The following is a 26035-nucleotide window of genomic DNA, read 5'->3' as shown; positions in this document are numbered from 1 at the left end:
GGGTACAGTCGCGTCCTGAATCCAGACTCAGCATCCTCAGACCCCTCTCGCGTTTGTCGTTGATCGTAGTCCGCCTCGATCCAATCACGCCCTTGGGTGACCCCTATCAAGTTTCCTAGCAGATCGCGCTCGTGTCGCATGCTATGCACCCTGTCCCTGGTGTTGATCGCCGGCTGTTCGGTAGCCCCCCTGCCGGCCTTGAAACCGTCCACGCCGCAGGCCTGGCGCAACACCCCGCCAGACCTGGCGCCGCGCAAGCCCGACGTCAATCAGTGGTGGCGCGCCTTCAACGACCCCGAACTCGATGCCCTGGTGGTGCGTGCCCTGCACAACAATCTGGAGGCGGGCGCGGCCATCGAGCGGTTGCGTGCCACCCGCGTGCTCAGCCGCAGCGCGCAGGCACCTTACCTGCCGTCGCTGGGCGTGAAGACCCATGATGCGATCAGCCCTGACACCAGCACCTCGTACTTTCTGATCGGCTTCGATGCACAGTGGGAGTTGCCCCTGTTCGGTGCCCGGCAGAGTGCCGAGCGCCTGGCCCAGGGCCATGAAACGCTGCTGCAGGCCGAGGTGCGCAGCGTGCAAGTGTCACTGGTGGCCGAACTCACGCGGCAGTGGCTGGAGCTGCGTTCGGCGCAACAGGCGCAGCTCAGCCTGACCCGCCAGCGCGACACCCAGCGGGAAAAACTGGCGCTGCTGCGGGTGCGCGAGCACCTGGCCCTGGCCTCGCCCGCCGAAGTGGCCGCCGCTGAAGTGGAACTGGCGCAGGCCGAGATGAGCCTGAGCACGCCGCGTCAGTTGATCAACCGCCACGCGCAACAGTTGGCGCTGCTGGCGGGCCAATCCGAACCTGAACCGCGCTGGCTGCAACCGCGACCGCTGCCCACCCTTGGCCCGTGGCAACTCGACAACCTGCCGGCGGACCTGCTGCGCACACGCCCGGAAATCGCCAGCGCCGAAGCCCAGGTGCTGGTCGCCGCCGGTGAGCTGGGCATGAGCCGCGCCGACATGTACCCACGCCTGAGCCTGGGCGCCTCGTTGCAGTGGTCGGTGAACATCGCCAGCAACCGCAAACGCACGCCCAGCGGCAACGGCATTTTCTCGGCCGGACCGGGCATCAGCATTCCGCTGTTCGACTGGGGCCAACGCGCCAGCGCCGCTCGCGCCAGCGACCACCTGCTGCAGGCCGCCCTGCTGGATTATCGCCAGGCCGTCCTGCAAGGCGTCACTCAGGTGGAAATGGCGCTGGGGGACCTGGAACAGACACGCTTGCGTGAACAGGCATCCCGCCAGGCACAGGCAGCGACGCAAGCACGCCTGCACGCCTTGCGACAGCGCACGCAGCTGGGGTTGATGAGCACGCTGGAGCTGGCGGGCGCCGAGGTGCAGGCGCAGCAGGCCCGGCAACAGGCCGACGCTGCCAGCACTGAACGGGGTATCGCCTACATCGCGCTGTACAAGGCGCTTGGTGGCGCGCCGTTGCCGGCCGGCGCAATCAAGGAAACGGACTGATGGTTGCGCTCGCCCGCCTGACCCTGATCCATGAATGGCGCCGCTTCCTGCCGGCAATCATTGCCGTGGGCTTCGCCGGGTTGCTGCAATTGCTGCAGGCCGCGCTCGTGCTGGGCATCTTTGGCAGCGCCAGCGTTTATATCACCGGATCCACGGCCGACCTGTGGGTCGGTTACCCCGGCACCCAGAGCGTCAACCTCGGCAGGCCCATCGACGCCGGCGTAGAGATGCGCTTGCGCATGGACGCCGATGTGGTGCGGGTGGAACCGTTTCGCTGGGTCGACGCCGATTGGCGCGGCGCACGGGACACCGGCGGCGTGTCGGTGTTTGTGTCGGGTATCGACGCGGGCCCGCAAGGCCTGATGTTTGAACGCGTGCTATCGACCGATCTGCGCGCACGCCTGGACGAACCCGGCGCCGTGATCGTCGACCGCGCCGACCTCGACAGCCTGGGCGTCAACCTGGGGGACGCCGCAACCATCAACGGCCATCGCGTGCGCGTGGTCGGCATCGCCAGCGGCCTGCGCGCGCTGGGCGGGGTGAACGTGCTGGCGTCGCTGACCACCGCGCGACAACTCGACACCACCGCTCCCGCAGACCGCATTACCTACCTGGTGGCCAAGGTGCGCGACCCGGCTCAGGCCGAGGCGGTTGCCACACGCCTGGGCGACGGCGCCGCGTTCGGCAGCTACGCGGTGTGGACGGCACAACAGTTCGCCCAGCGCTCGCAGTGGTACTGGATGTTCGACACGGGCGCCGGGGCCGGCGTGCTGTTTCTGGCGGCCATCGTATTTCTGGTGGGCGCCGTGATCACCAGCCAGACGCTGGTGGCTGCGGTCGTCGGCTCGATCCGCGAATACGCCACCTTGAACGCCCTCGGCGTCGGCGTCACGGCCTTGCGCAAAGTGGTGATGGAGCAGGCGTTCTGGGTCGGAGCCCTGGGCCTGCTCGGCAGTTCGCTGCTGGCCGGGCTGTTCTTCGTGCTGGCCGGCTACTACAACGTGCCACTGCAGCTCTCACCCATCGCAGCCCTGGCGTGCCTGCTGCTGAGCATGACCCTGGCCCTGGTGTCAGGCCTGGCGGCCATCCGCACTTTACGTCACGCCGACCCGGCGAGCCTTTTGAGATGACCCGCCCATGCGCATCCTGACCTCGGCAGCCCCTATCACCCTGCACGCCAGCGGGATCAGCAAATCCTTCACCTCGGGACGGCTGGTGACCCCCGTGCTGCACGACATCACCCTGGCGATACGCCCCGGCGAACTGACCCTGATCTCCGGCCCGTCCGGCTGCGGCAAAAGCACCCTGCTCGCGATTCTCAGCGGCCTGCAGCGGCCCGACCGCGGCAGCGCCAGCGCACTCGGGCACGACTTGGCCAGCCTCGACGCACGCGCCCTGGAGCAGTTTCGCCTACGGCACACCGGCTTTGTGTTCCAGGGCTTCAACCTGTTTCCGGCGTTGACCGCGCTGCAGCAGGTGGCGCTGCCGTTGGGCTACCTCGGGCTGCCGGCCAGGGAAATCCAGCAACGCGCCATCGAAGCGCTGGAAGAGGTCGGCCTGGGTGCGCGCCTGAAACTGCGCCCGGCCGAATTGTCCGGCGGCGAAAAGCAGCGCGTTGCGATTGCGCGGGCAGTGGCCAAGGCGCCCGAGTTGTTGTTCGCCGACGAACCGACCAGTGCGCTGGACGCCGCCAATGGCCACATCGTGATCGACATCCTGCACCGCATCGCCCGCACCCGGGGCACCACGGTGCTGTGCGTCAGTCACGACCCGCGGTTGATCAGCAATGCCGACCGGGTGTTGACCATTGAAGACGGCCGCATCCTCAACGACACCCCTTCTCCCTTCCAGCCGGCGACGATCGCCGGTGCCCAGGAACCCAGCGCATGAACCCACGTCTGTTTCGCCCCTGGCTGTTGTTGAGCAGCGCACTGCTGGCGCTGAGTGCCTGCTCCCGTGAAGACGTCCCGGCCAAGCCCGCTGCGGCGCCCCCGACCTATCTCGCGGTGGCGCGCGGCCGCATCGACGTGGAGGGCGGCCTGCTCAGGCTGGGCGTCACCCGTGACGGCGTGGTGGCCGAGGTCAAGGTCAATGAAGGCGAGTCCGTCAAGCAGGGCCAACTGCTCGCCACGCTGGACAGTGAGGCCGCGCAACTGGCGGTGGCTGCCGCGTTGGGGGAGCAACAGCAGGTGGAGGTCCAGGCCAGGCAACTGGCCAGGCAACTCACGTTCGCCGAGCAGACGGCCACGCGCCTGAGCACGGCCGCTGCCGCCGGTGCTGGCGATAGCCAGAGCGCCGACGAGGCCCGCGAGAGCGCCGCGCGGTTACGCGACGCGCTTGAAAAGAATCAGGGCGACGCCCAGGCAGCCGCAAGAAAACTGACGGCGGCCCGCTACGAACTGACCCGGCGCAGCCTGCGTGCGCCCATCGACGCCGAAGTGGTCCGCCGCCTGATCCAGCCTGGCGCCGCCGTCTCCGCACAATCGGGCGCAGCATTCGTGTTGCTGCCCAACCAGCCACGCATCGTGCGCGCCGAGCTGAATGAGTCATTCACCGGCGTGGTGGTCCCGGGGATGAAGGCCGAGGTCACCGCCGACAGCGTCAACGGCTCCACGCCGCGGACCGCCCACGTGGTGCGCATCAGCTCAGTGCTGGGCAGCAGCACCCTGGAAGACGACCCCCAGGTCAGAGCCAATATGCGCACGGTCGAATGCATACTCGCGTTCGACCAACCACCGCCGGCATCGCTGCGGGTGGGGCAGCGCATGCTGGTGCGGTTTGGGCCTTAGCTATCGGCAAAGGCTGCCCTGTGGCAGACGGGCACTGTGGCGAGCAGGCTTGCCCTGCGTTGGGCTGCGCAGCAGCCCCAAAACCAGGCGCTGAGGCGTATCAGGTACACCGCATTTGCTGGATTGGGGGCGCTTCGCACCCCAACGCGGGGCAAGCCCGCTCGCCACAAAAGACCGCCGTCACAGCTTGCTCGCCACAGTTCGCCAAGGTTCAGTGCCGCACTGGCGTCACGATCACGGTGCAGGTGATCCCGGCCGCCAACACAACACCCTCCGGCACTTGATCGATATGAATGCGCACCGGCACGCGCTGGGCCAGTCTCACCCAGTTGAAGGTCGGATTCACATCCGCAATCAGCTGCCGGCTCTCGGGGTTGTCGCGGTCGTAGATGCCGCGCGAAATGCTTTCCACATGGCCTTTCAAGGTCTCGCCGCTCATCAATTGCATATCGGCGCTGTCGCCCACCTTCACATGGGGCAACTTGGTTTCTTCAAAGAAGCCGTAGACCCAGAACGAGTTCATGTCCACCACGGCCATTTTGGCTTCGCCGATACGTGCATAGTCGCCGCGGTGCACGTTGAGGTTGGTGACGTAGCCGTCGACCGCCGCGAGCACCCGGGTGCGTTTGAGGTTGAGTTCGGCGGCCTCCAGTTGCGCCAGGGCGTGCTGGTAATCGGCCAGGGCCGCGTCGGCGATGTTGCTGGCGTCGTCGCGATTTTCCCTGGAGATCACCAGCGCGTCGAGGTCGGCGCGGCGGTGGGCGTTGACCTTGCGCATGTCCCAGGTGGCTTTGCGGGAGGCCACCAGGGACTGCGCCTGCTTGACCGCAATGCGGTAATGCTCGGGGTCGATCTGCATCAGCAGGTCACCTTTTTTGACCAGCTGGTTATCGCGCACGGGCACCTCGATCACCTCGCCGGTCACGTCGGCCGCGACGTTGATGATGTCGGCACGCACGCGGCCGTCGCGGGTCCAGGGTGTGTCCATGTAGTGCACCCACAGCGTGCGGCCAATCCAGATCGCCAGCGCCAATACCAGCAAGGTGGCGAGCAGGCTGAAAAACTTTTTCATCGGGGCATTCTCAACGGTAGATGCAGAGCGCCAAGGCGCCGAACAGGCAGACGAACAGGCTCAGGCGCAGCAACGCCGGGTGCCAGAAGAAACGGTACAGATCAAACCCCGCCATACAGCGATCCAGCGCCCAGGCAAGGCCCGCCGCGATCAGGAACATCAGGGTGATGCTTGGCATGTAGAGGCCGTGGAACGCGATTTCACGAGGCATGCAGCGGTCCTTGCGGGTCGAGCAACGAGGTGCGGATAAAGTGCAGGTAGCTTTTGATCCGGCGCAGGGCCGAGGTGTCGAAGTGCGGGGCGAAGGGTTCGTCGGTGGCCTGCACGCGGCTGATCGCGTGGTCGACGGCGATCAACCCGCGCTCCAGATTGCCGGCGTTGGGTTGCAGGAACAGGCGCATCAGCGCACGGCCCATCACGCGGATGGCCTGGCGCCAGGGTTGGGACTCGGCGTAGGCCGGGTGCACCGGCAGCATCGCCTGCTCGTTGCGCAACTCAATGATCGCGTGGCCGACTTCCTGCACCAGCAGCATCCAGCGCAGCAGGTCGCGTTGCACCTGCGGCTGCGCGACGGCGAGGCCGTAGGCCTGGTGCAGCAGGTCACGGGTGCGGCTTTCAAACCGTGCGGCCAGGCCCTTGAGTTTGCCACCGATGGCATACACCACTTGCTCGCGCAGGTCCTGTTCGAGGCGGCGCCACAGCCAGCGGCTGTTCGGCGGCAGGATGATCGCCCCGGCCGCCGCGCACACCAGCATGCCGATCACCATGGCCAGGTAATCGTTGATAAAGGTGTAGGGGTTGTAGACCGTGAGGTTGTCCGGCACCGAGCCGGTGCTGAAGAAAATCAGCAGGCCAAGGCCCACCCCGGCGTACTGCGGGCGTGAGGCGAGGAAGGCACCCAATACGATCACCGGCGCAAGCACCACGCACAGCAGCGGGAAACCGTCGATCCAGGGGAAGATGAAGAACATTTCGACAAACCCCACCAGCGCGCCGATCAAGGTGCCGCAGGCCATCTGGAACGCCATGCGTTTGGGGTTGGGCGTGGCGGCGGAAAGGCCGACCGTCGCAGCGGCGATCAGCGTCATGGTAGCTCCGCTGGGCCAGGCGGTGGCCACCCAGTAACTGCCCAGAACAATCAGGATAAACGCCGCGCGAATGCCCGAAGCGGCGCAGGCCAGCCAGTTGGTTTTTGGGCTGTAGGGTTCGTTCCCTTGTTCGCGCGCATGGCGATGATCGGCCAGGGACGCGTGGGTTTGCGCGTAGTTGTGCAGGTCGTCGACAAAGCGATAGAGCAGCTCGCAGGCGGTATGGAAGTCCAGTTGCTCGGCGTCGCCTGGGCTGCCCTGCTCAAAGCGCGCACGCAGGCTGCGCAGCGCAGTGGGCAGGTCTTGCCGATAGGCGCGCAGTTGCTCGGCAAGGCGTGCGGCGTCGGCACTGGTGAGGGCGCGGCCCGAGAAACCATCGAGGTGTTCTGCGAGGTCCTGCAGGCCCGGTTTGATTGCATCCACCGCATGATCGGCGCCGCCCGCCCGCAGTCGCGCGAGCAACTGATGCAGGGCGTTGAAGCGCGTGGTCAGGCTCATGAATTCGCTGTTGAGGCGGTTGAGCCGACCGTTGCGCCGACGCATGTGCGGGTCTTCGAACACCGTGACGCTGCGCAGCCCTTCCAGGCCCACAGCCTCGGCGATAAAACGCACGTTGGCGGTTTCGAACCCATCGCGTTGGTAGCGCCCACGCAGGCCGTCGGTGACAAACAGCGCGAACATGCCAAAACGCTGATACAGCGCATTGCGCATCGCGGCGCTGGCGGTTTGCGGCAGGATCGCGGCGCTGACCAGCGTGGAGCAGAGGATCCCCAGGGAAATTTCCAGCACGCGCCACACTGCCGCCATGAAGGCGCTGTCCGGGTGCGCCAGCGCTGGCAGGCCGACCATCGCCGCCGTGTAGCCGGCCAGCACAAAACCATAAGCGCGAAAGTTGCGGTTGCGCGTCGCGCCCGCCGTGCACAGGCCAACCCAGATCGCCAGCGCGCCGAGGAACAGTTCGGTGTGCTGCGCAAACAGCGCGATCAGCAACACCATCACCGCCGAGCCGGCCAGGGTGCCGAGCAAGCGATAGAAACTCTTGGCGAACACCTGGCCGCTCTGCGGCTGCATCACGATAAACACGGTGATCATGGCCGTGCGTGGCTGCGGCAATTCCAGGCGCATGGCCAGCCATAGCGTGAGGAACGCGGCGATCAGCACCTTGAAGATAGATACCCAGGTCACGCCGTCGCTGCGCGCCCAGTCGAAGAAACCACGGCGCCATTCAAGGGACTGCAGGTATTTCATTGCGGCGCGTCCTGCCCGGCGTCGAGGCCACCGCCCAGTGCCGTCACCAACTCGGCATGGGCACTCAGGCGTGCGGCCTGCACCTGCTGCTCGACCCGCTGCTGGCGAAACAGCAGGGTCTGCGCGTTCAGCACATTGAGGTAGTCGGTGAGGCCACGTTGGTAGGCGATGGTCGCGATGTCATAGGTGTTCTGCGCTGACGCCACCGATTGCGCGGCGAAAGAGGCTTGCTTGTCCATGGATTCGCGGCGGATCAATTGGTCGCTGATGCCCTTGAGTGCATTGACCAGGGTCTGGTTGTAGTGCGCTACGGCGATGTCATACCCGGCACTGGCTTCTCCCAGCTCGGCACGCAACCGCCCGCCGTCGAAGATCGGCAAGGTGATCGCCGGCCCGAGGGTGTAGTTGAATGTGTGGCCGGCCAGAAAGGCCAGCAAGCCGCCGCCGGTGGCCATGTAGCCAAGGCCGCCGACCAGGTCGACATTGGGGTAGAAACCGGCCTGCGCGACATCAATGCCACGTGCCTGCGCCGCGACCTGCCAGCGACTGGCGACCACGTCCGGGCGCTGACCGAGCAACTGCGCAGGCAGGCGCGATGGCAACTTCAGCGGCGCGGCGAGTGACAGCGTCGGGCGCTGCAACTGCGCGCCCTCGCCGGGTCCTTTACCGGCAAGCGCCGCCAGCTGGTTGCGGCCGAGGGCGATTTCTTCGTCGAGAGCGTCCAGTTGGCGACGGGTTTCCGGTAATGGGGTTTCAGCCTGGCTAACCTCGAGATGCGTGCCGATACCCGCGTCCAGACGCTTATTGGCCAGGTCGAGAATTTGCTGTTGCTGGGCCAGCGTGGCCGCCACGCTATCGCGGTTGGCGTAATGCAACGACCACTGGATATAGGCGCGCACCACGTTGTTTTGCAGCTCGAGTTGAGCCTGGCGCGCCTCGGCCGCGCGCATATGGGCCAGGTCGACGGCACGCTCGGTGGCATTGCTTTCGCGGCCCCACAGGTCAAGGGCGTAGCTCAGGCCCAGGGATGAAGTGTTGTCCCAGGTGGTCGCCCCGCTCAGCTCGCCAGGGCCATAGAACTGATCCGTCGGCCAATGGTGGCGCTTGAGGGTGGTGTCGCTGTTGATCTGCAGGGATTCGGCCGACTCGGCAATGCCGGCCAGCGCACGTGCCTGACGCACTCTGGCGGCGGCCATGGCCATGCTCGGGCTGCTGTGGGTGGCAAGCTCGACCCAGCGGTTGAGCTGAGGATCGCCGTAGGCCTGCCACCATTGCGCGGTGGGCCAGTGCGCGTCTCGGGCGGCGTGCTGGATCGCCTCATCGGTGGCCAGGTCATTGGCGTTCAAGGACTGGCCTTGGGGGGCGATGCCTGCGGTTCCGATACAGCCGCTGATTGCTAACGATAAAGCCCAAACACTGAGAGTCTTCAGCTCTCTGCTGATGCGACGCGGCACGGCAAGCGAATTCCTGAGGTGGGGTGCGGGAGAGGCGGCGCAATTCTAGGCGGGGCGTTGGAGGAGGATAAGCTGGCATTCCTGTGAATCTTTGTTACCGTTCACGCGATAATCCGTTGGTAGGGATCACTGGACGGGGCCACTTTCTGTCACAATTTGTCATCTCCCCTGAGAACTCTCCATGGACACTTTGCAAAACATGCGCGCGTTCAGTTGCGTGGCCGAAGCCGGCAGCTTCACCGCCGCCGCCGTGCAACTGGACACCACCACCGCCAACGTCTCGCGCGCGGTCTCCAACCTTGAGGCCCACCTGCAAACCCGCTTGCTCAACCGCACCACCCGCCGCATCGCCCTCACCGAAGCCGGCAAACGCTACCTGCTGCGCTGCGAACAGATCCTGGCCTATGTCGAGGAAGCCGAGGCCGAAGCCAGCGATGCCCATGCGCGCCCCGCCGGGCAATTGAAAGTGCACACCATGACCGGTATCGGCCAGCATTTCGTGATTGACGCCATCGCCCGCTACCGCCGCACGCACCCCGACGTGACCTTCGACCTGACCCTGGCCAACCGCGTGCCCGACCTGCTGGACGAGGGCTACGACGTGTCCATCGTGCTGGCCAGCGAACTGCCGGACTCGGGCTTCGTCTCCCAGCGCCTGGGCATCACCTACAGCATCGCCTGCGCTTCGCCGGACTACGTCAAGGCCAAGGGCTGCGCCCATCGCCCCCATGACCTGCTCAACCACGCCTGCCTGCGCCTGGTCAGCCCGGTGATCCAGTTGGACAAATGGATCTTCAACGGCCCCGAAGGCCAGGAAAGCGTGGCGATCAACAGTTCGCCGTTTCTGGTGAACTCCGCCGACGCAATGAAAACCGCGATCACCAGCGGCATGGGCATCGGCCTGCTGCCGGTGTATGCGGCCATCGAGGGCCTGCGCAACGGCACGCTGGTGCGGGTGATGCCCAACTACCGTTCCCAGGAGCTGAACCTGTACGCCATCTACCCGTCGCGCCAGTACCTGGATGCGAAGATCAAGACCTGGGTGGAATACCTGCGCGGTTCGTTGCCGGAGATTCTGGCGGCGCATCAGGCGGAGCTGGTGGCGTATGAGCTGAGTGGCAGCCTCAGCGGGGCGCGGCTGGCTAACTGAGCTGTCCGCTATTTCAGGTGACCAGATCGCTATGGCTTAAGGGCTTGTCGTGGCGAGCAGGCTTGTCCTGCGTTGGGCTGCGCAGCAGCCCCAAAGCCAGGCGCTGAGCCGTGTCAGGTACACCGCGTTTTGCTCGCCACAATAAGCCCACACATGTTCCTTGACTGAACGGCACTAGGGCTTGCCACAACAAAGCCCGCTCGTGCTGGCTGCGCGGCCTGACAATTGTCAGTGGGGATGTTAGCGTGCCTGGCATTCTTCCGTAGTCGATGAGCCCGCCTGCCATGAAAAAGACTGTCCTCGCCTTCAGCCGTATCACCGCGCCCATGATCGAACGCCTGCAACAGGATTTCGAGGTGATCGCGCCCAATCCCAAGCTCGGCGACATCAACGCGCAGTTCAATGAAGCCCTGCCCCATGTCCACGGTCTGATCGGCGTGGGGCGCAAGCTGGGCCGCGAGCAGTTGCAGGGCGCGAGCAAACTGGAGGTGGTGTCCAGCGTGTCGGTGGGCTACGACAACTATGACGTGGCGTATTTCAATGAGCGCGGGATCATGCTCACCAACACCCCGGATGTGCTGACCGAAAGCACTGCTGACCTCGCTTTTGCGCTGCTGATGAGCAGCGCACGCCGGGTGGCCGAGCTGGACGCCTGGACCAAGGCCGGGCAGTGGAAAGCCAGCGTTGGCGCACCGCTGTTTGGCTGCGATGTGCACGGCAAGACCCTGGGTATCGTCGGCATGGGCAATATCGGCGCCGCCGTGGCGCGGCGCGGGCGCTTGGGTTTCAACATGCCGATCCTGTACAGCGGCAACAGCCGCAAGACCGCCCTCGAGCAGGAGCTGGGTGCGCAGTTTCGCAGCCTGGAGCAACTGCTGGCCGAGGCGGACTTTGTCTGCCTGGTAGTGCCGTTGAGCGACAAGACGCGTCATCTGATCAGCACCCGGGAGCTGGCGCTGATGAAGTCCAGTGCCATCCTGATCAACATTTCCCGAGGCCCGGTGGTGGATGAGCCGGCGTTGATCCAGGCCTTGCAGAACCAGACCATTCGCGGCGCCGGGCTGGATGTGTACGAGCAGGAACCGCTGGCCGAGTCGCCGCTGTTCCAGTTGAGCAATGCGGTGACGCTGCCGCACATTGGCTCGGCGACCGATGAAACCCGCGAAGCCATGGCCAACCGCGCCCTCGACAACCTGCGCAGCGCCCTGCTGGGCCAGCGCCCGCAGGATCTGGTGAACCCGCAGGTGTGGAAGGGCTGACAGCACACACAGTGTGGGAGGAGGCTTGCTCCCTCCCACATTGGGTCGCCACATGAACGAAAAATCGGTTAAAGGCTGGCTTTTTCAAGTCGATAAAGGTTCATAGACTGTCTTCCCTGATCCACAGAAGGTTTTTATGCCCACCACCAAAGCCCGCGCAGACTCACTCTCGCTTCTGCTCTTTACCTTGCGCAGCGGCAAGCTGATGGCGATCAACCTACTCAAGGTCAGCGAAATCATCCCCTGCCCGCCGCTGACCAAGCTGCCGGAGTCGCACCCGCACGTCAAAGGCATCGCCACCCTGCGCGGTAACTCGCTGGCAGTGATCGACCTGAGCCGGGCGCTGGGTGAAATGCCCCTGGCGGACCCCGACGGTGGCTGCCTGATCGTCACCGATGTGAGCCGTTCCAAGCAGGGCCTGCATGTGCAGGCAGTGAGCAAGATCGTGCATTGCCTGACCACCGACATCCGCCCGCCGCCCTACGGCTCGGGCGGTAACCGTGCGTTTATCACCGGGGTGACTCAGGTGGAAGGCGGCCTGGTGCAGGTGCTGGATATCGAGAAGGTGATCCACGGCATCGCGCCGGCACCGATTGAAGCGGCGCCTACCGACTTGACCATGGACGAAGCCGAAGTACTCGGCAACGCCCGCATTCTGGTGGTGGACGACAGCCAGGTGGCCCTGCAGCAATCGGTGCACACCCTGCGCAACCTCGGCCTGACCTGCCACACCGCGCGCAGCGCCAAGGAAGCCATCGATGTGCTGCTGGAGCTGCAAGGCACCGTCGAGCAGATCAATGTGGTGGTGTCCGACATCGAAATGTCGGAAATGGACGGCTACGCCCTCACCCGCACCCTGCGTGAAACGCCGGACTTCCAGAACCTCTACGTGCTGCTGCACACCTCCCTGGACAGCGCGATGAACAGCGAAAAAGCCCGCCTGGCCGGCGCCGACGCGGTGCTGACCAAGTTCTCCTCGCCCGAGCTGACCAAGTGCCTGGTGGTGGCCGCACAGACCGTGGCGCAAAAAGGCCTGTAAAGGGTGACCGAGTATTACCAGTTGCTGCGGCGCGACCTCATGGGCAACTTGCCCGCGCCGCAGTGGCCGCCGGCTATGCGGCTGGAGCCTTACCGCGACGAGCTGGCGCCGGCAATTCATGCGCTGTTGCGCCTGACCGAAGACCAGGGCGGTGGTCGTGTCGCCAGCCTGGCGCAATGGCGCCAGTCGTTTTTCACCGATGCCGAGTTCGATCCTGCGTTGTGCCTGGTGGTCAGTCGCGCGAATTCCGTCCTCGGCGTGGCGCAATGCTGGACCAGCGCGTTTATCAAGAACCTGTCCGTACACCCTTGCGCCCAGGGCCAGGGGCTCGGCAGGGCCTTGTTGCTGCATGCTTTTGCAGTGTTCAAGCAGCGCGGCGAACCCTGTGTCGACCTCAAGGTACGCGAAAGCAACCTGCGCGCTCGACAGCTGTATGAAAGCGTCGGCATGAGATTCGTCCTGCGCGACCTGGTGCCTGACGCCTGACAACCACTGGCGCATAACTTGCTTCCAGAGAGTCTGAACGCTGGGTAGCGGTAAAAAACCGCCGCCGTTCAAGAGCGCCCTCTGACCTTGCCTGGTGACAGATACGCCATGAACACTCACTTTTCCTGCGTCGGTTGCGGCAAGTGCTGCACTGACCATCACGTGCCCCTCACCCTCGCCGAGGCCCGCCAGTGGGCGGCCGATGGCGGCAATGTCATCATCCTGGTGGAAGCTTTTCTCGGCAATGGCCTGGGCCTTCCGACAGACCAGCGCGAGCATGCCGAGCGCCGTTCGGTGGTGGTGCCCAGCGGCACGGCCGAGGCGTTCGTGGCGATCACCTTCGCCGCCTACAACGCCGGACGCTGCCGGAATCTTGACGAAGACAACCGCTGCGGCATCTATGAACGTCGTCCATTGGTGTGCCGTATCTACCCGATGGAGATCAACCCGCACATCCCGCTCAACCCCGGTGCCAAGGACTGCCCGCCGGAATCCTGGGAACAGGGCCCTGCACTGATCGTTGGCGGTGAACTGGTAGACGGGGAATTGGCCGAGCTGATCAAGCGTTCACGCCAGGCCGACCGCGATGACGTGCAGACCAAGGAGGCGGTGTGCGCGCTGCTGGGCATCTGCACCACCGCCCTGAAAGGGGATGGATTTACCGCGTACCTGCCGGATATGAACGCCTTTGCCCAGGCGATCGAATTGGCGATGCAACAGCCGGCAGAGAACAACGAGTGGGTGTTTCATGTGTCGGCAATGGACATTGCCGAACAGATGCTCGATTCCGGCGCCCGGATTGCCACACAAGTGCCGGCCAATTACGCCTTTATTTCATTGCGCGCGTCCTAGCGCGCCAGCTCACAGCCCGGCCAGGCATTCGATTTCTATGCGGGCATCGTCCAACAGCTTGCCGGCGGCGAACGTGGTACGCGCCGGCAGGCGATCGGACGGGAAATAGCGGGTGTAGACGCTGTTCATCGCCGAAAAATCGTTGATGTCGGCAAGAATCACCGTGCACTTGGCCACCCTGTCCATTCCCAAGCCTCTGCTCTTGAGGGTATTGCGCAGGGTCTCAAGGGCCTGGGCCGTTTCTGCGCGAATGCCACCGCGCACGAGCTTGCCGCTTTCATCCTGCCCCAGCACCCCGGAGAGGTAGAGGGTTTGCCCCAGTTGCACGGTTTGCGAAAACGGCAGACCAGCGCCTGCCGGTACGTAAACCATCGTGGCCTGCTGTGGCCTGGCGGCCGCCGGCGCCAGGTACGACTGGGTGATCGCCGCGTATTTGCCGTTGTCTTTCAAGTTTTGCAGGGCACGGTTGAGGGCTTCCGTCAAAGCGGGGTCAGTCTTGCGTGTGGCAATCGCAACACCGCCGCCGAGCATTTCATCGACAATGCTGGGGCCCGCGAAGGCAAACGCATGGCCTTTCGGGGTGTTCAACAAGGCTTCGGTGATTTCGATGGTGTTCTGCAAGGTCGCGTCCAACTCGCCTTTGAACAGGCTGGCGATCAACTCACCATTGAGGTTGAAGCTGCGTACCACCACGCCCTGGGGCGCCCAGCGTGCCTGGGCGAAGGCTTCCCGGCTGGTGGCGGCCAATACGCCGACACGCTTGCCCTTGAGCGATTGCGCATCGGGCAACAGATTGGCCCCGGTACGCGCTACCAGGCGGCTTTCCAATGGATAAAGCAGGTGGGTGAAGTCGAGGGTTTCGCGCCGCGCCGGGGTCGGCGTCATCGGCATGATTGCATCGAAGCGCCCGCTCTGCAGCGCCGCAATATTGGTGGCATAGGGCTGATCGACCCACACGCAGCGTGCGTTGAGTTCGGCACACAGCGCATTGCCCAATTCGATATCCAGGCCCTTGAGCTCGCCTCGCTCATCCCGGTACTCGAACGGTTTCACATCGGCTTCGACGCCAAAACGTATTTCGCTCCACGAAGCTGCAGGCGGCGGGGGAACCGCACATCCGCTCCCGGCAAACAATGCCAGGCTAAGCGCCAGTATTCGTCTAGTCATACAAACTGTCCTGCGCAAAGAGGGTGGGAGGCGTCGCGGCTCAACCACTCAGGCCCGAACGCACTCAACTTTCCAGAAGATCACTTTCCAGCAGACACTTTTTAGCAGGCCCCCGACAATGTCCAAGCGCGACGTGTCCGTTTACCGCGTAGGGAATTTCCCAGAGACCCCGAAAGGCATGGGTCCATCGTCACAGATCACTCAGCCATCACCCTGGGGAGCGAGCGCATCAAGGCGGTAAGGCTGGACGATCCGCTGGTACTCGCCGTTGTGCATCAACTGCTCAAGCGCGCCGTTGAGATCGCGCCGCAACGCGCTATCGGACTTGCGCACCGCGATCGCTACGCTGTTGCCAAGGAGGCTCGACGAGACAACCGGGCCGAGAAAGCCGAAATCCTGGCCAACAGCGGTGTCGAGCAGCACCTCGCGAATTTCCACGGTGCCTTGCAATGTAGCGTCGATATCCCCCGCCACCAGCGCGCGAATCAGTTGATCGTTGAGCCAGTAACTCTTGACCCTGACCCCCTTGGGGGCCCACTCGGCCAAGGCGAAGGCCTCGCGATTGCTGCCCAGCAAGACGCCCACGCACTTGCCCTTGAGCGCGCGCGCGGAGGGCGTCAGGCCGGAGTTTTTGCGCGCAACCAGGCGCGTGGTGAACGGATAGAGGTCGTCGGTGAAGCTCACCTGTCGGCGACGCTGCGGTGTCGGGGCGATGCCCATGATCGCGTCGAATTGCCTGGCCTCAAGGCCCGAGAAATTTTCTGACAACACCTGGTCGACCCAGGTGCACCGCACATTGAGCTGCTGGCACAAGGCACTGCCCAGTTCGATATGCAGCCCTACCAACTGGTCCTGCCGATTACGGCTTTGGAAGGGCGGAAATTGTGCGACGACGGCAAAACGGATTTCGTTTCGCGGCGAATCATCCGCCAGGGCGAAGGGAAAAATACCCGTCGATAGCGCTAAGGCAAACACTACGCAGGTGCGTATCTGGGCCACGGGAACGTCCTTTTCCAGAGAGATCGGCATGGGTAACGGCCCCTTTCAGGTGGGGCCATGGGCAAATGCCGTGCAAGCTTTCAAGAAACGGACGTGGACCTACAAGCGGAAATATCAGCCAGCTTTGTAGGCAAAGGCCGATAAAGTGCTCAGCCGAATATTCTCAACGTTTACCCATTGACCGACGCGTACCCGGTGGCGCCATGCCCGGCGACTTGGTGTGACCGTTTTTGGCACCGTTCTTGTACCAGGGCTGGGCAGTCTGCTTGGCGCCGGCCAGTTCACCCGGTTTGAACGGGAATTTGAACGGCGCAATCCCGGTTTTTTCAACGCCGTCAGCGCTGGCCGGATCGACGAGATTAGTCGCTTCAACAGGGGGTTGTGTCGGGGAAGTCATGGGGCGCTCCGGGCGTGCAAAAAATGATGCGAGGCCGGCTTGCGGGCCACGTTGGCGCGCAGTATACCTGCGCGGTTCAGATGTTTAAGCACGTCCGTACGAATGGTCGGTGTTTACTGACAGCGCTGTCAGTTAGCAGTCACCGTGCTGACCCGATTGCCCGGCTATAAAGAACGCTCACGTCTCCCTCCTTGCCCCGGCGCGCCTACCTGATGCCCAATCAACGCAAAACCGCTCTTATCGTCGGCCTCCTCGCGGTGCTGGCCGTGACCGCCTGGGCCCTGACCCGCCCGGCCAAAACCCGGCTGGCAGCGCCCAGCGCCATACCCGTAAGGGTAGTGACCGTGGCGCAGCAGGACGTTCCGCGCTTTGTCAGCGGCATCGGCACGGTGCTGTCGTTGCACAGCGTGGTCATTCGGCCCCAGGTGGACGGCATTCTTACCCAATTGCTGGTCAAGGAAGGCCAACGGGTCAAGGCCGGCGACCTGCTGGCCACCCTCGACGACCGCTCGATCCGCGCCAGCCTCGCCCAGGCCAGGGCGCAATTGGGCGAGAACCAGGCTCAGTTGCAAGTGGCGTTGATCAACCTCAAGCGTTACAAGGAACTGAGCGTCGATAACGGCGTGTCGAAGCAGACCTATGACCAGCAACAGGCCCTGGTCAACCAGCTCAGGGCCACTGCGCAAGGCAACCAGGCGGCGATTGATGCGGCGCAGGTGCAGCTTTCCTACACGCAAATTCGTTCGCCGGTCAGCGGTCGCGTGGGGATTCGTACCGTCGACGAAGGAAACTTGCTGCGCACAAGCGACACTCAGGGATTGTTCTCGGTCACCCAGATCGACCCGATTGCCGTCGAGTTCTCCCTGCCGCAACAGATGCTGCCGACCCTGCAGGCCCTGATCGCTGCCCCCGACAAAGCCAGCGTCGACGCGTATCTGGGCGCCGACACCGACGGCCAGACCGGTGACCTGCTCGGCGCCGGCCACTTGAGCCTGATCGACAACCAGATCAGCTCCACCACCGGCACCCTGCGCGCCAAGGCCGAGTTCAATAACGCCACGCAACGCCTGTGGCCGGGTCAACTGGTGACCATCAAGATCCAGACCGCCCTCGACAAAAATGCCCTGGTGGTGCCGCCTACCGTGGTGCAACGCGGGCTGGACACGCACTTTGTGTACCGGGTCAACGCGGGCAAGGTTGAAGCGGTGCCCGTGCAAGTGACCTATCAGAACAGCGACCTCAACATCATCAAGGGCGTGCAGGCCGGCGACGTGCTGGTGAGCGACGGGCAATCGCGGCTCAAGGCCGGCGCCCAGGTGGACGTCCTCAAGGAGCCGCCGCAGGTGATCCAGACCGTCGATGCCAAGGTGCAGCCATGAAGTCGCCCTCGGCCTGGTGCGTCGACCACCCGGTCGCCACCCTGCTGCTGACTTTCGCCCTGGTGCTGCTCGGGATCATTGCCTTCCCGCGCCTGGCCATCGCCCCACTGCCGGAGGCGGAATTTCCGACGATCCAGGTCACCGCGCAACTGCCCGGCGCCAGCCCCGACACCATGGCCTCATCGGTGGCAACGCCACTGGAGGTGCAGTTCAGCGCCATCCCCGGCATGACCCAGATGACCTCCAGCAGCGCACTGGGCTCAAGCCTGCTGACCCTGCAGTTCACCCTCAGCAAGAGCATCGACACCGCCGCGCAGGAAGTGCAGGCGGCAATCAATACTGCGGCCGGCAAGTTGCCCCGTGACATGCCCAACCTGCCGACCTGGAAGAAGGTCAACCCGGCCGACAGCCCGGTGCTGATCCTCAGCGTCAGCTCCAGCAGCATGCCCGGCACCGAGCTGAGCGACTACGTGGAAACCCTGCTGGCGCGTCAGATCAGCCAGATCGACGGGGTCGGCCAGATCAATATCACCGGCCAGCAACGCCCGGCGATTCGTGTGCAGGCCTCGCCGGACAAACTCGCTGCCATCGGCCTGACCCTGGCCGACGTGCGCCTGGCCATCCAGCAGTCCAGCCTCAACCTGGCCAAGGGCGCGATCTACGGCAAGGACAGCGTGTCGACCCTGTCGACCAACGACCAGCTGTTTCAACCCGAGGACTACGCCCAACTAATTGTGTCCTACCGAAACGGTGCACCGGTTCAACTGCGCGACATCGCCAACGTTGTCAACGGTTCGGAAAACGCCTACGTGCAGGCCTGGTCCGGCGATACGCCCGGCGTCAACCTGGTGATCTCGCGCCAGCCCGGCGCCAACATCGTCGAGACCGTGGACCGCATCCAGGCCGAGTTGCCGCGCCTGGAGGCGATGTTGCCGGCGTCGGTGCAGGTCAGCGTGTTGACCGACCGCACCCGGACCATTCGCGCCTCGCTGCATGAAGTGGAAGTAACGCTGCTGATCGCCATCCTGCTGGTGGTGGCGGTGATGGCGCTGTTCCTGCGCCAGCTGTCGGCCACACTGATTGTGTCCAGCGTGCTGGGGGTGTCGCTGATCGCCAGTTTCGCCTTGATGTACCTGATGGGTTTCAGCCTGAACAACCTGACGCTGGTGGCGATCGTGATCGCCGTGGGCTTTGTGGTGGACGATGCAATCGTGGTGGTGGAGAACATCCACCGTCACCTCGAGGCCGGACTGGGCCAGCGTGAAGCGGCGATCAAGGGCGCCGGCGAGATCGGCTTTACCGTGGTGTCCATCAGTTTTTCGCTGGTGGCGGCGTTTATTCCGCTGTTGTTCATGGGCGGTGTGGTCGGGCGGCTGTTCAAGGAGTTCGCGCTGACGGCGACCTCGACCATCCTGATTTCGGTGGTGGTCTCGCTGACGCTGGCGCCCACCCTCGCCGCGCTGTTCATGCGCGCGCCCACGCACCCGGCCCACGACAAACCGGGCTTCAGCGAACGCCTGCTGGCCGGTTACGCGCGCAACCTGCGCCGCGCACTGGCCCATCAGCGCAGCATGGCGGCACTCTTTCTGGTGACGCTGGCGCTGGCCGTGATCGGCTACGTGTTTATCCCCAAAGGCTTTTTCCCGGTGCAGGACACCGGCTTTGTGCTCGGCACCAGCGAAGCAGCGGCCGACGTGTCGTACCCGGACATGGTCGCCAAGCACAAGGCCCTGGCCGAGATCGTCAAGGACGACCCGGCGGTGCTGGCGTTTTCCCATTCGGTGGGCGTTACCGGCAGCAACCAGACCATCGCCAACGGCCGCTTCTGGATCGCCTTGAAGGACCGCGGCGAGCGCGATGTGTCCGCCAGCCAGTTCATCGACCGTATCCGCGCGAAACTGGCGAAGGTGCCGGGCATCGTCCTGTACCTGCGCGCGGGGCAGGACATCAACCTCAGCTCCGGCCCCAGTCGCGCCCAGTACCAGTACGTGCTCAAGAGCAACGACGGTGCGACGCTGAACACCTGGACCCAGCGGCTCACCGAAAAACTGCGTGGCAATCCGGCGTTTCGCGACCTGTCCAACGACCTGCAACTGGGCGGCAGCATCACCCACATCAGCATCGACCGCCAGGCCGCCGCGCGCTTCGGCCTCACCGCCACCGATGTCGACCAGGCGCTGTACGACGCGTTCGGCCAGCGCCAGATCAACGAGTTCCAGACCGAGACCAACCAGTACCAGGTGGTGCTGGAGCTGGACACTCGGCAACGCGGCAAGGCCGAAAGCCTCCACTACTTTTACCTGCGCTCGCCACTGACCAATGAAATGGTGCCGCTGTCGGCGCTGGCCAAGGTCGACGCGCCCACGGTCGGGCCGTTGTCGATCAGCCATGACGGCATGTTCCCGGCCGCCAACCTGTCGTTCAACCTCGCGCCCGGCGTGGCCCTGGGCGACGCGGTGATCATGCTTGAGCAGGCCAAGAATGAAATCGGTATGCCGACCACGATCATCGGCAACTTCCAGGGCGCGGCCCAGGCGTTCCAGAGTTCGCTGGCCAGCCAGCCCTGGCTGATCCTCGCGGCGCTGGTGGCGGTGTACATCATCCTGGGGGTGCTGTACGAAAGCTTCGTGCACCCACTGACGATTATTTCCACCTTGCCATCAGCCGGGCTGGGGGCGCTGATCATGCTGACGTTGATGGGCCAGGATTTTTCGATCATGGCGCTGATCGGCCTGGTGCTGCTGATCGGTATCGTCAAGAAAAACGGCATCCTGATGATCGATTTCGCCCTGGAGGCACAACGCGTGCGTGGCCTGCCGCCCCACGAAGCGATTTACGAGGCCTGTGTCACGCGGTTCCGGCCGATCATCATGACTACGCTCGCCGCCCTGCTCGGCGCCGTGCCGTTGATGCTGGGTGCCGGCCCCGGTGCCGAGTTGCGCCAGCCACTGGGCATCGCGGTGGTCGGCGGGTTGCTGGTGAGCCAGGCACTGACGCTGTTCACCACGCCGGTCATATACTTGTACCTCGAGAAGTTTTTCCACCGGCCCAAACCAGCTGCCGAGCTGGCGACCACACGCTGAGGCGGTGTCATGCGCGTCCTGATTATCGAAGATGAAGAAAAAACCGCGGACTACCTGCACCGCGGCCTCACCGAGCAAGGCTACACGGTGGACGTGGCGCGCGAGGGCGTCGAGGGTTTGCACCTGGCGCTGGAGAACGATTACGCGGTGATCGTGCTCGACGTGATGCTGCCCGGCCTCGACGGCTTCGGCGTGCTGCGGGCGTTGCGCGCGCGCAAGCAGACACCGGTAATCATGCTGACTGCCCGCGAACGTGTGGAAGACCGCATTCGCGGCCTGCGTGAAGGCGCCGACGATTACCTGGGCAAGCCGTTTTCCTTCCTCGAACTGGTGGCGCGCCTGCAGGCGCTGACCCGGCGCAGCGGCGGCCACGAGCCGGTGCAGGTGACGGTCGCCGACCTGTGGATCGACCTGATCAGCCGCAAGGCCAGCCGCAACGGCGTGCGCCTGGACCTTACCGCCAAAGAGTTTTCGCTGCTCAGCGTGCTGGCCCGGCGCCAGGGTGAAATCCTCTCCAAGACGGCGATTGCCGAAATGGTCTGGGACATCAATTTCGACAGCGACGCCAACGTGGTCGAAGTGGCGATCAAGCGCCTGCGCGCCAAGCTCGACGGGCCGTTCGAGCACAAACTGCTGCACACCATTCGTGGCATGGGCTATGTGCTGGAGAACCGCAGTGTCGGTTAACTCGATTGCCGTGCGTCTGAGCGGCCTGTTCACCCTGGTGGCGGCGCTGATTTTTCTGTTGATTGGCGGCGTGCTGTATCAGCAGGTGGATCGCGGCCTGGGCCTGTTGCCAGGGGCGGAGCTGGACGCGCGTTACAGCGTGCTGGAGTCCTCGGTCAATCGCTTCGGCACGCCGGAGCACTGGGTGAAGATCCGCGCCAAGCTCAAGCTGCTCGGTGAAGAAGACAAGCGCATCCGCTTTTGGGTGGTCAGCAGTGACCCCAACTACGAGTACGGCGAACCGGACGCGCAGATTCGCGCATTCGCCGCAGGCCCCGTCGGCAAGCGCGATTTGCGCCTGCCGGGCCATGCCTACCCGTTCAAAGTGCTGGTGAGCCAGTTCGCCGCCCGGGACCAGCGCCCGCCGCTGCGTTTCATGATTGCCATCGACACCGAGAACTTTCGCGCCACCCAGCACCACCTGCTGGTGGCATTGGTCAGCCTGGCGCTGGCCGGCGTGGTGCTGGCCTCGCTGCTGGGTTTCTGGGTGGCGCGTATCGGCCTCAAGCCGCTGGAAAGGCTCTCGGGCGAAGCGCGCAAGCTGGCGCCGCCCAAACTTTCCGGACGCCTGCAACTGTCGCCGCTGCCGCCGGAGCTGAGTCAGTTCGTCAACTCGTTCAACGCCACCCTCGACCGCGTCGAACAGGCCTATTCACGCCTGGAATCGTTCAATGCCGACGTGGCCCACGAGCTGCGCTCACCGCTGACCAACCTGATCGGCCAGACCCAGGTGGCCCTTACACGCGGCCGCTCGGCCGAGCATTACTTCGAGGTGCTGCAATCGAACCTGGAAGAGCTCGAGCGTCTGCGTTCGATCATCAACGACATGCTGTTCCTGGCCAGCGCCGACCAGGGCAGCAAGGCCACCAAACTGATCGAAAGCTCCCTGGCCAATGAAGTTGCGACCACGCTCGACTACCTGGACTTCATCCTCGAAGACGCCCAGGTGCAGGTGCGGGTACAGGGCGACGCCCAGGTGCAGATTGAAAAAGCCCACCTGCGCCGTGCACTGATCAACCTGCTGAGTAATGCGGTGCAACACACCACGCCGGGACAGGTCATTGAGGTCAATATCGATGTGCAACAGGATCACGTGGTGATTGGCGTGACCAACCCCGGCGAGGCGATTGCCGACGAGCATCTGCCACGGCTGTTCGAGCGTTTCTATCGGGTGGACGCGTCGCGCAGCAACAGCGGGGCCAATCACGGGCTGGGGCTGGCCATCGTCAAGGCGATTGCGTTGATGCACGGCGGCGATGTGTTCGTGCGCAGCGAAAGTGGTGCGAATACCTTCGGCATCACCCTGCCCCTCTAAGCACTGTTGCGGTTTGGGCAACAGTCATTATCTTGTTACACTCCTCGCTTCCAAAAGCCGCTGCTCTTCAGCGGTTTTTTTTTGCCATCCATTCAGGAGCCCACCGGTGCAGACCTCGCTCACCCCGTTATTCCTCGCCATTGCAGCAACGATCAGCCCCCTTGCCCACGCAGCCGATACCACTCCCGCCGACGGCTTCGTCGAAGGCTCCAGCCTCACGCTCAATGCCCGCAACTACTACATGAACCGCGACCGTCGCGACATTCATACCGACGACAGCAAGGAGTGGGGCCAGGGCTTTCTCGGCACGTTCGAATCAGGTTATACCCAGGGCCCCGTGGGTTTTGGCCTCGACGCCCATGCCATGCTCGGCCTCAAGCTGGACGGCGGTGGTGGCACCGACGGTTCCAGCATCCTTCCCTACGGCGGCGGCAACGGCAAGGCGCCCGGCGCGTTCTCGACCGCTGGCGGCACCCTGAAAATGCGCGCGTTCGATACGGAGCTCAAGGCCGGCGACCTGTTCCTCAACAACCCGGTGATCGCCGGCGGCATGACCCGTATGCTGCCCCAGACCTTCCGTGGCGTCAGCCTGACCAACCACAGCATCGACGGCTGGCTGCTCGAAGGCGGCCAGGCCAGTTTCACCAAGCCCTACAACCAGAGCGGCCACCGACGCATCGGCACCAGTTACGGCGCGCTGCCGCTGAACACCGACAGCCAGCACCTGAACTGGGCGGGCGTATCGTTCAGCGCCATTCCCAGCGTAACCAGCAACCTCTACGCCTCCGAACTCAAGGACGTATGGCAGCAGTACTACTACGACCTGGACTACACCTATGTGGTGAACGAGATGATCAGTCTCAATCCCGGCCTGCACTACTACCACACTCAGGACACCGGACAGTCGCTGCTGGGGGCTATCGACAACAACACCTACAGCCTGCACTTCACCGTCGCCGCCGGCCATCACAGCGTCACTGCCGCGTACCAGCGGGTCAACGGCAACACCCCGTTCGACTACATTGCCCAGGGCGACAGCGTGTTCCTCGACAACTCCCAGCAGTACTCGGACTTCAACGGCCCCAACGAACGCTCGTGGAAACTCAAGTACGCCTATAACTTCGGTGGCCTGGGCCTGCCCGGCCTGACCTCGGCCGTGTCCTACATCAGCGGCCAGACCGACCTGACCAGCGTCGACCCGCAGAGCCGTGGCTACAGCGCGTGGTACAGCGCCGACGGCAAGGATGCCAGGCACTGGGAACGGGATATCGATTTGAAGTATGTGGTGCAGAGCGGCAAGGCCAAGGACCTCGCCGTGCGTCTGCAATGGGCTACCCACCGGGGTAGCAACGGCTACTCGGCGGTGGACCGGGACGTGGATGAGTACCGCATGATTCTCGACTATCCATTCGAAGTGTTCTGACGCGCCAAATCTTTCTTTTTAGCAGAGCATTCACTTTTTATCGGGTAGAACTAAACTGCCAGCATCTGCGCTGCTGAAGTCTGCCCGATGAATAAACGCTCTGGTCGCACCCCGCCTGCTCGCCCGGAACTGTTGCTGATGTTGGGCAGCGGTCTTACCGTCGCGCTGATTATGATCATCGTCACGGGGCTGTTGATCCGTGAGCATGCCAGCACGCTGCTGGCGGCCACGCGCTCGACCACCAACATTGCCCAGTTGATCAACGCCGATGTGCTGCGCAACGTCGAGCTGTACGACCTGGCCCTCACCGGATTGATCGAGGCCAGGCAGCGCGAAGACTTGTCCGGGGTAGCCGCGGACATTCGCCATCGGCTGCAGTTTGATCTGTCTACTGCCGCGCCTTACAAGGGCGAAGTGCTGTTACTGGACGCCAAGGGCGACGTGATCGCGGACTCCTCGACCCTCAAGCCCACGCCGCGTAATTTTGCCAAACGTGATTATTTCCAGGCGCACGCCAGCGACGCAAAGACCGGCTTGTTCATCAGCCGCCCTTTCAGGATTCACTGCAACTGCGACCAGGTCTGGCGCATGGCATTCAGCCGGCGTGTGTCGGGGCCCAACGGTGAGTTCGCCGGCGTCGCGGTGGCGACCATGCGCCTGGCCTACTTCGACCAGTTGTTCAGCAGCCTGACCATCGGCAACGGCAGCAGCATCAACCTGTTGAGCAGCAAAGGCGTCCTGTTGGCCCAACAGCCGCTGATGGAGCGCGACATGATCGACAAGGACCTGAGCGACCGTCCCAACTTCAAGCGAATACTGCGTGAGGGCATGGGCAGTTTCCAGGCGATTTCCGCCATCAGCGGCAAGGAGCGCCTGTACACCTTCACCAGTGTCGGCGCGCTGCCACTGATCGTGGTGGTGGCGCTGTCCAGCGAGGATGTCTTCGCCCAATGGCACCGCGCGGCGCTGCTGACCGGCGGGGCCACCGGCATATTGTGCATTGGCGTGCTGTGGCTGAGCTGGATGCTGCGCCGCGAACTGCGACGTCGGCATCGCGCCGAACGCGTGCTGTCGGAACTGGCCGCCACCGATGCGCTGACCGGTCTGCCCAACCGTCGCATTCTCGATGAGCGTCTGCGCCTGGAATGGGACCGCGCCCAGCGCTCAACCGAGTCGCTTACGCTGCTGATGATCGATGTGGACCACTTCAAGGCCTTCAATGACCGGCATGGCCATAACGGCGGCGACGAGGCACTGCGCAACGTGGCCCAGGTGATCGGCAGCAACATTCGTCGCCCGGCCGATCTGGCGGCGCGCTATGGCGGGGAAGAGTTTGCAGTGGTGCTGCCGCATACCGACGCCAAGGGCGCCTGGGTGATTGCCGAGCATATCCGCAGCGGCGTGGAGCATTTGCCCAGGGTGGCCGAAGATGGCCGCCCCATCACCGTGAGCATCGGCATGAGCACCTGGAACAAGCGCAGTCGAACCTCCCTGGAGGCGTTGCTGCTCAGTGCGGATCAGGCGTTGTATGAAGCCAAGCACACGGGCCGCAACCGGATTGTGGATGCTGCAGCCCTGGGTTGAAAAACGCCTGCCT

Annotated in this window: 22 protein-coding genes; 15 read left to right on the top strand and 7 right to left on the bottom strand. The window is 64.0% G+C overall.

Features of this window, described 5'->3' with window-relative positions; genetic code table 11:
- Window positions 1–138: 138 nt before the first annotated feature.
- From JOE32_RS21985 to JOE32_RS21970, 4 genes are read left to right on the top strand one after another with little or no spacing between them, the layout of a single operon-like run.
- Complete coding sequence (locus tag JOE32_RS21985; RefSeq protein WP_245229094.1) at window positions 139–1512, top strand: TolC family protein; 1374 nt, start codon at window positions 139–141, stop codon at window positions 1510–1512.
- Window positions 1512–2642, top strand: a complete 1131-nt coding sequence (locus JOE32_RS21980) for an ABC transporter permease (RefSeq protein WP_209988811.1) — start codon at window positions 1512–1514, stop codon at window positions 2640–2642. Before JOE32_RS21985 ends, JOE32_RS21980 begins: the two co-directional genes overlap by 1 nt.
- 7 nt (window positions 2643–2649) lie before the next feature.
- Window positions 2650–3402: an ABC transporter ATP-binding protein gene (locus JOE32_RS21975; RefSeq protein ID WP_209988808.1), complete on the top strand. Its 753-nt coding sequence runs from the start codon at window positions 2650–2652 to the stop codon at window positions 3400–3402.
- Complete coding sequence (locus tag JOE32_RS21970; RefSeq protein ID WP_209988805.1) at window positions 3399–4301, top strand: HlyD family efflux transporter periplasmic adaptor subunit; 903 nt, start codon at window positions 3399–3401, stop codon at window positions 4299–4301. Before JOE32_RS21975 ends, JOE32_RS21970 begins: the two co-directional genes overlap by 4 nt.
- A gap of 211 nt (window positions 4302–4512) precedes the next feature.
- Here the strand turns inward: JOE32_RS21970 and JOE32_RS21965 are convergent, their stop codons facing one another.
- Genes JOE32_RS21965 through JOE32_RS21950 form a run of 4 tightly spaced genes read right to left on the bottom strand, consistent with a single transcriptional unit; the run spans window position 4513 to window position 9163 of the window.
- Window positions 4513–5373 (bottom strand): HlyD family secretion protein, encoded by an 861-nt coding sequence (locus JOE32_RS21965; RefSeq protein WP_209988802.1) that lies wholly within the window; start codon window positions 5371–5373, stop codon window positions 4513–4515.
- Window positions 5374–5383: 10 nt separating this feature from the next.
- Window positions 5384–5584 carry a DUF1656 domain-containing protein gene (locus tag JOE32_RS21960; protein ID WP_209988799.1) on the bottom strand — a complete coding sequence of 67 codons (201 nt, stop codon included), beginning with the start codon at window positions 5582–5584 and terminating at the stop codon, window positions 5384–5386.
- Window positions 5574–7709 carry an FUSC family protein gene (locus JOE32_RS21955; RefSeq protein WP_209988796.1) on the bottom strand — a complete coding sequence of 712 codons (2136 nt, stop codon included), beginning with the start codon at window positions 7707–7709 and terminating at the stop codon, window positions 5574–5576. Before JOE32_RS21955 ends, JOE32_RS21960 begins: the two co-directional genes overlap by 11 nt.
- Window positions 7706–9163, bottom strand: coding sequence for an efflux transporter outer membrane subunit (locus tag JOE32_RS21950; RefSeq protein WP_209988793.1), 1458 nt, complete (start codon window positions 9161–9163; stop codon window positions 7706–7708). Before JOE32_RS21950 ends, JOE32_RS21955 begins: the two co-directional genes overlap by 4 nt.
- Window positions 9164–9344: 181 nt before the next feature.
- On the opposite strand from JOE32_RS21950, the gene JOE32_RS21945 reads away from it, so the two are divergent.
- The 5 genes from JOE32_RS21945 to JOE32_RS21925 all read left to right on the top strand — a co-directional run bounded on the left by JOE32_RS21945 (window position 9345) and on the right by JOE32_RS21925 (window position 13949).
- A complete protein-coding gene (locus JOE32_RS21945; RefSeq protein WP_209988790.1) occupies window positions 9345–10313 on the top strand; it encodes a LysR family transcriptional regulator in 969 nt (322 codons plus the stop codon).
- A gap of 284 nt (window positions 10314–10597) precedes the next feature.
- Window positions 10598–11572: a D-glycerate dehydrogenase gene (locus JOE32_RS21940; protein ID WP_209988787.1), complete on the top strand. Its 975-nt coding sequence runs from the start codon at window positions 10598–10600 to the stop codon at window positions 11570–11572.
- A gap of 136 nt (window positions 11573–11708) precedes the next feature.
- Entirely contained in the window at window positions 11709–12611 is a 903-nt protein-coding gene (locus tag JOE32_RS21935; protein WP_209988784.1) for a chemotaxis protein, read from the top strand.
- Window positions 12612–12614: 3 nt separating this feature from the next.
- A complete protein-coding gene (locus tag JOE32_RS21930) occupies window positions 12615–13097 on the top strand; it encodes a GNAT family N-acetyltransferase (protein ID WP_209988781.1) in 483 nt (160 codons plus the stop codon).
- A 108-nt stretch (window positions 13098–13205) separates the two neighbouring features.
- Complete coding sequence (locus tag JOE32_RS21925; protein WP_209988778.1) at window positions 13206–13949, top strand: YkgJ family cysteine cluster protein; 744 nt, start codon at window positions 13206–13208, stop codon at window positions 13947–13949.
- A gap of 9 nt (window positions 13950–13958) precedes the next feature.
- Here JOE32_RS21925 and JOE32_RS21920 read toward each other — a convergent pair whose 3' ends face one another.
- The 3 genes from JOE32_RS21920 to JOE32_RS21910 form a co-directional block, all read right to left on the bottom strand.
- Window positions 13959–15116 carry a transporter substrate-binding domain-containing protein gene (locus tag JOE32_RS21920; RefSeq protein WP_209988775.1) on the bottom strand — a complete coding sequence of 386 codons (1158 nt, stop codon included), beginning with the start codon at window positions 15114–15116 and terminating at the stop codon, window positions 13959–13961.
- A 201-nt stretch (window positions 15117–15317) separates the two neighbouring features.
- Entirely contained in the window at window positions 15318–16145 is an 828-nt protein-coding gene (locus tag JOE32_RS21915; protein ID WP_209988772.1) for a transporter substrate-binding domain-containing protein, read from the bottom strand.
- Between the two features lie 133 nt (window positions 16146–16278).
- The gene (locus JOE32_RS21910; RefSeq protein ID WP_209988770.1) at window positions 16279–16512 is read right to left on the bottom strand and encodes a hypothetical protein; all 234 of its coding nucleotides are present in this window, start codon (window positions 16510–16512) and stop codon (window positions 16279–16281) included.
- A gap of 212 nt (window positions 16513–16724) precedes the next feature.
- Between JOE32_RS21910 and JOE32_RS21905 the strand changes: the two genes are divergently transcribed.
- The 6 genes from JOE32_RS21905 to JOE32_RS21880 all read left to right on the top strand — a co-directional run bounded on the left by JOE32_RS21905 (window position 16725) and on the right by JOE32_RS21880 (window position 26022).
- A complete protein-coding gene (locus JOE32_RS21905) occupies window positions 16725–17891 on the top strand; it encodes an efflux RND transporter periplasmic adaptor subunit (RefSeq protein WP_209988767.1) in 1167 nt (388 codons plus the stop codon).
- On the top strand, window positions 17888–20974 hold the full coding sequence (locus tag JOE32_RS21900) for a multidrug efflux RND transporter permease subunit (protein ID WP_209988765.1): 3087 nt from the start codon (window positions 17888–17890) through the stop codon (window positions 20972–20974). The genes JOE32_RS21905 and JOE32_RS21900 overlap by 4 nt, the downstream gene beginning before the upstream one ends.
- Window positions 20975–20983: 9 nt before the next feature.
- Window positions 20984–21661: a heavy metal response regulator transcription factor gene (locus tag JOE32_RS21895; protein WP_004371973.1), complete on the top strand. Its 678-nt coding sequence runs from the start codon at window positions 20984–20986 to the stop codon at window positions 21659–21661.
- Complete coding sequence (locus tag JOE32_RS21890) at window positions 21651–23015, top strand: heavy metal sensor histidine kinase (protein ID WP_209988763.1); 1365 nt, start codon at window positions 21651–21653, stop codon at window positions 23013–23015. The genes JOE32_RS21895 and JOE32_RS21890 overlap by 11 nt, the downstream gene beginning before the upstream one ends.
- Before the next feature lie 106 nt (window positions 23016–23121).
- A complete protein-coding gene (locus JOE32_RS21885; RefSeq protein ID WP_209988759.1) occupies window positions 23122–24438 on the top strand; it encodes an OprD family porin in 1317 nt (438 codons plus the stop codon).
- An 87-nt stretch (window positions 24439–24525) separates the two neighbouring features.
- On the top strand, window positions 24526–26022 hold the full coding sequence (locus tag JOE32_RS21880) for a sensor domain-containing diguanylate cyclase (RefSeq protein ID WP_209988758.1): 1497 nt from the start codon (window positions 24526–24528) through the stop codon (window positions 26020–26022).
- Window positions 26023–26035: the final 13 nt, after the last annotated feature.

Source organism: Pseudomonas sp. PvP025, from assembly GCF_017832155.1.
Lineage (GTDB): Bacteria > Pseudomonadota > Gammaproteobacteria > Pseudomonadales > Pseudomonadaceae > Aquipseudomonas.
This window is presented reverse-complemented; position numbering and strand designations above follow the sequence as displayed.

Bases quoted from the DNA above. Each gene is read 5' to 3' on its own strand.
- JOE32_RS21985 (WP_245229094.1), top strand. From the start codon at position 139: ATGCTATGCACCCTGTCCCTGGTGTTGATCGCCGGCTGTTCGGTAGCC.
- JOE32_RS21980 (WP_209988811.1), top strand. From the start codon at position 1,512: ATGGTTGCGCTCGCCCGCCTGACCCTGATCCATGAATGGCGCCGCTTC.
- JOE32_RS21975 (WP_209988808.1), top strand. From the start codon at position 2,650: ATGCGCATCCTGACCTCGGCAGCCCCTATCACCCTGCACGCCAGCGGG.
- JOE32_RS21970 (WP_209988805.1), top strand. From the start codon at position 3,399: ATGAACCCACGTCTGTTTCGCCCCTGGCTGTTGTTGAGCAGCGCACTG.
- JOE32_RS21965 (WP_209988802.1), bottom strand. From the start codon at position 5,373: ATGAAAAAGTTTTTCAGCCTGCTCGCCACCTTGCTGGTATTGGCGCTG.
- JOE32_RS21960 (WP_209988799.1), bottom strand. From the start codon at position 5,584: ATGCCTCGTGAAATCGCGTTCCACGGCCTCTACATGCCAAGCATCACC.
- JOE32_RS21955 (WP_209988796.1), bottom strand. From the start codon at position 7,709: ATGAAATACCTGCAGTCCCTTGAATGGCGCCGTGGTTTCTTCGACTGG.
- JOE32_RS21945 (WP_209988790.1), top strand. From the start codon at position 9,345: ATGGACACTTTGCAAAACATGCGCGCGTTCAGTTGCGTGGCCGAAGCC.
- JOE32_RS21940 (WP_209988787.1), top strand. From the start codon at position 10,598: ATGAAAAAGACTGTCCTCGCCTTCAGCCGTATCACCGCGCCCATGATC.
- JOE32_RS21935 (WP_209988784.1), top strand. From the start codon at position 11,709: ATGCCCACCACCAAAGCCCGCGCAGACTCACTCTCGCTTCTGCTCTTT.
- JOE32_RS21925 (WP_209988778.1), top strand. From the start codon at position 13,206: ATGAACACTCACTTTTCCTGCGTCGGTTGCGGCAAGTGCTGCACTGAC.
- JOE32_RS21920 (WP_209988775.1), bottom strand. From the start codon at position 15,116: ATGACTAGACGAATACTGGCGCTTAGCCTGGCATTGTTTGCCGGGAGC.
- JOE32_RS21915 (WP_209988772.1), bottom strand. From the start codon at position 16,145: ATGCCGATCTCTCTGGAAAAGGACGTTCCCGTGGCCCAGATACGCACC.
- JOE32_RS21910 (WP_209988770.1), bottom strand. From the start codon at position 16,512: ATGACTTCCCCGACACAACCCCCTGTTGAAGCGACTAATCTCGTCGAT.
- JOE32_RS21905 (WP_209988767.1), top strand. From the start codon at position 16,725: ATGCCCAATCAACGCAAAACCGCTCTTATCGTCGGCCTCCTCGCGGTG.
- JOE32_RS21900 (WP_209988765.1), top strand. From the start codon at position 17,888: ATGAAGTCGCCCTCGGCCTGGTGCGTCGACCACCCGGTCGCCACCCTG.
- JOE32_RS21895 (WP_004371973.1), top strand. From the start codon at position 20,984: ATGCGCGTCCTGATTATCGAAGATGAAGAAAAAACCGCGGACTACCTG.
- JOE32_RS21880 (WP_209988758.1), top strand. From the start codon at position 24,526: ATGAATAAACGCTCTGGTCGCACCCCGCCTGCTCGCCCGGAACTGTTG.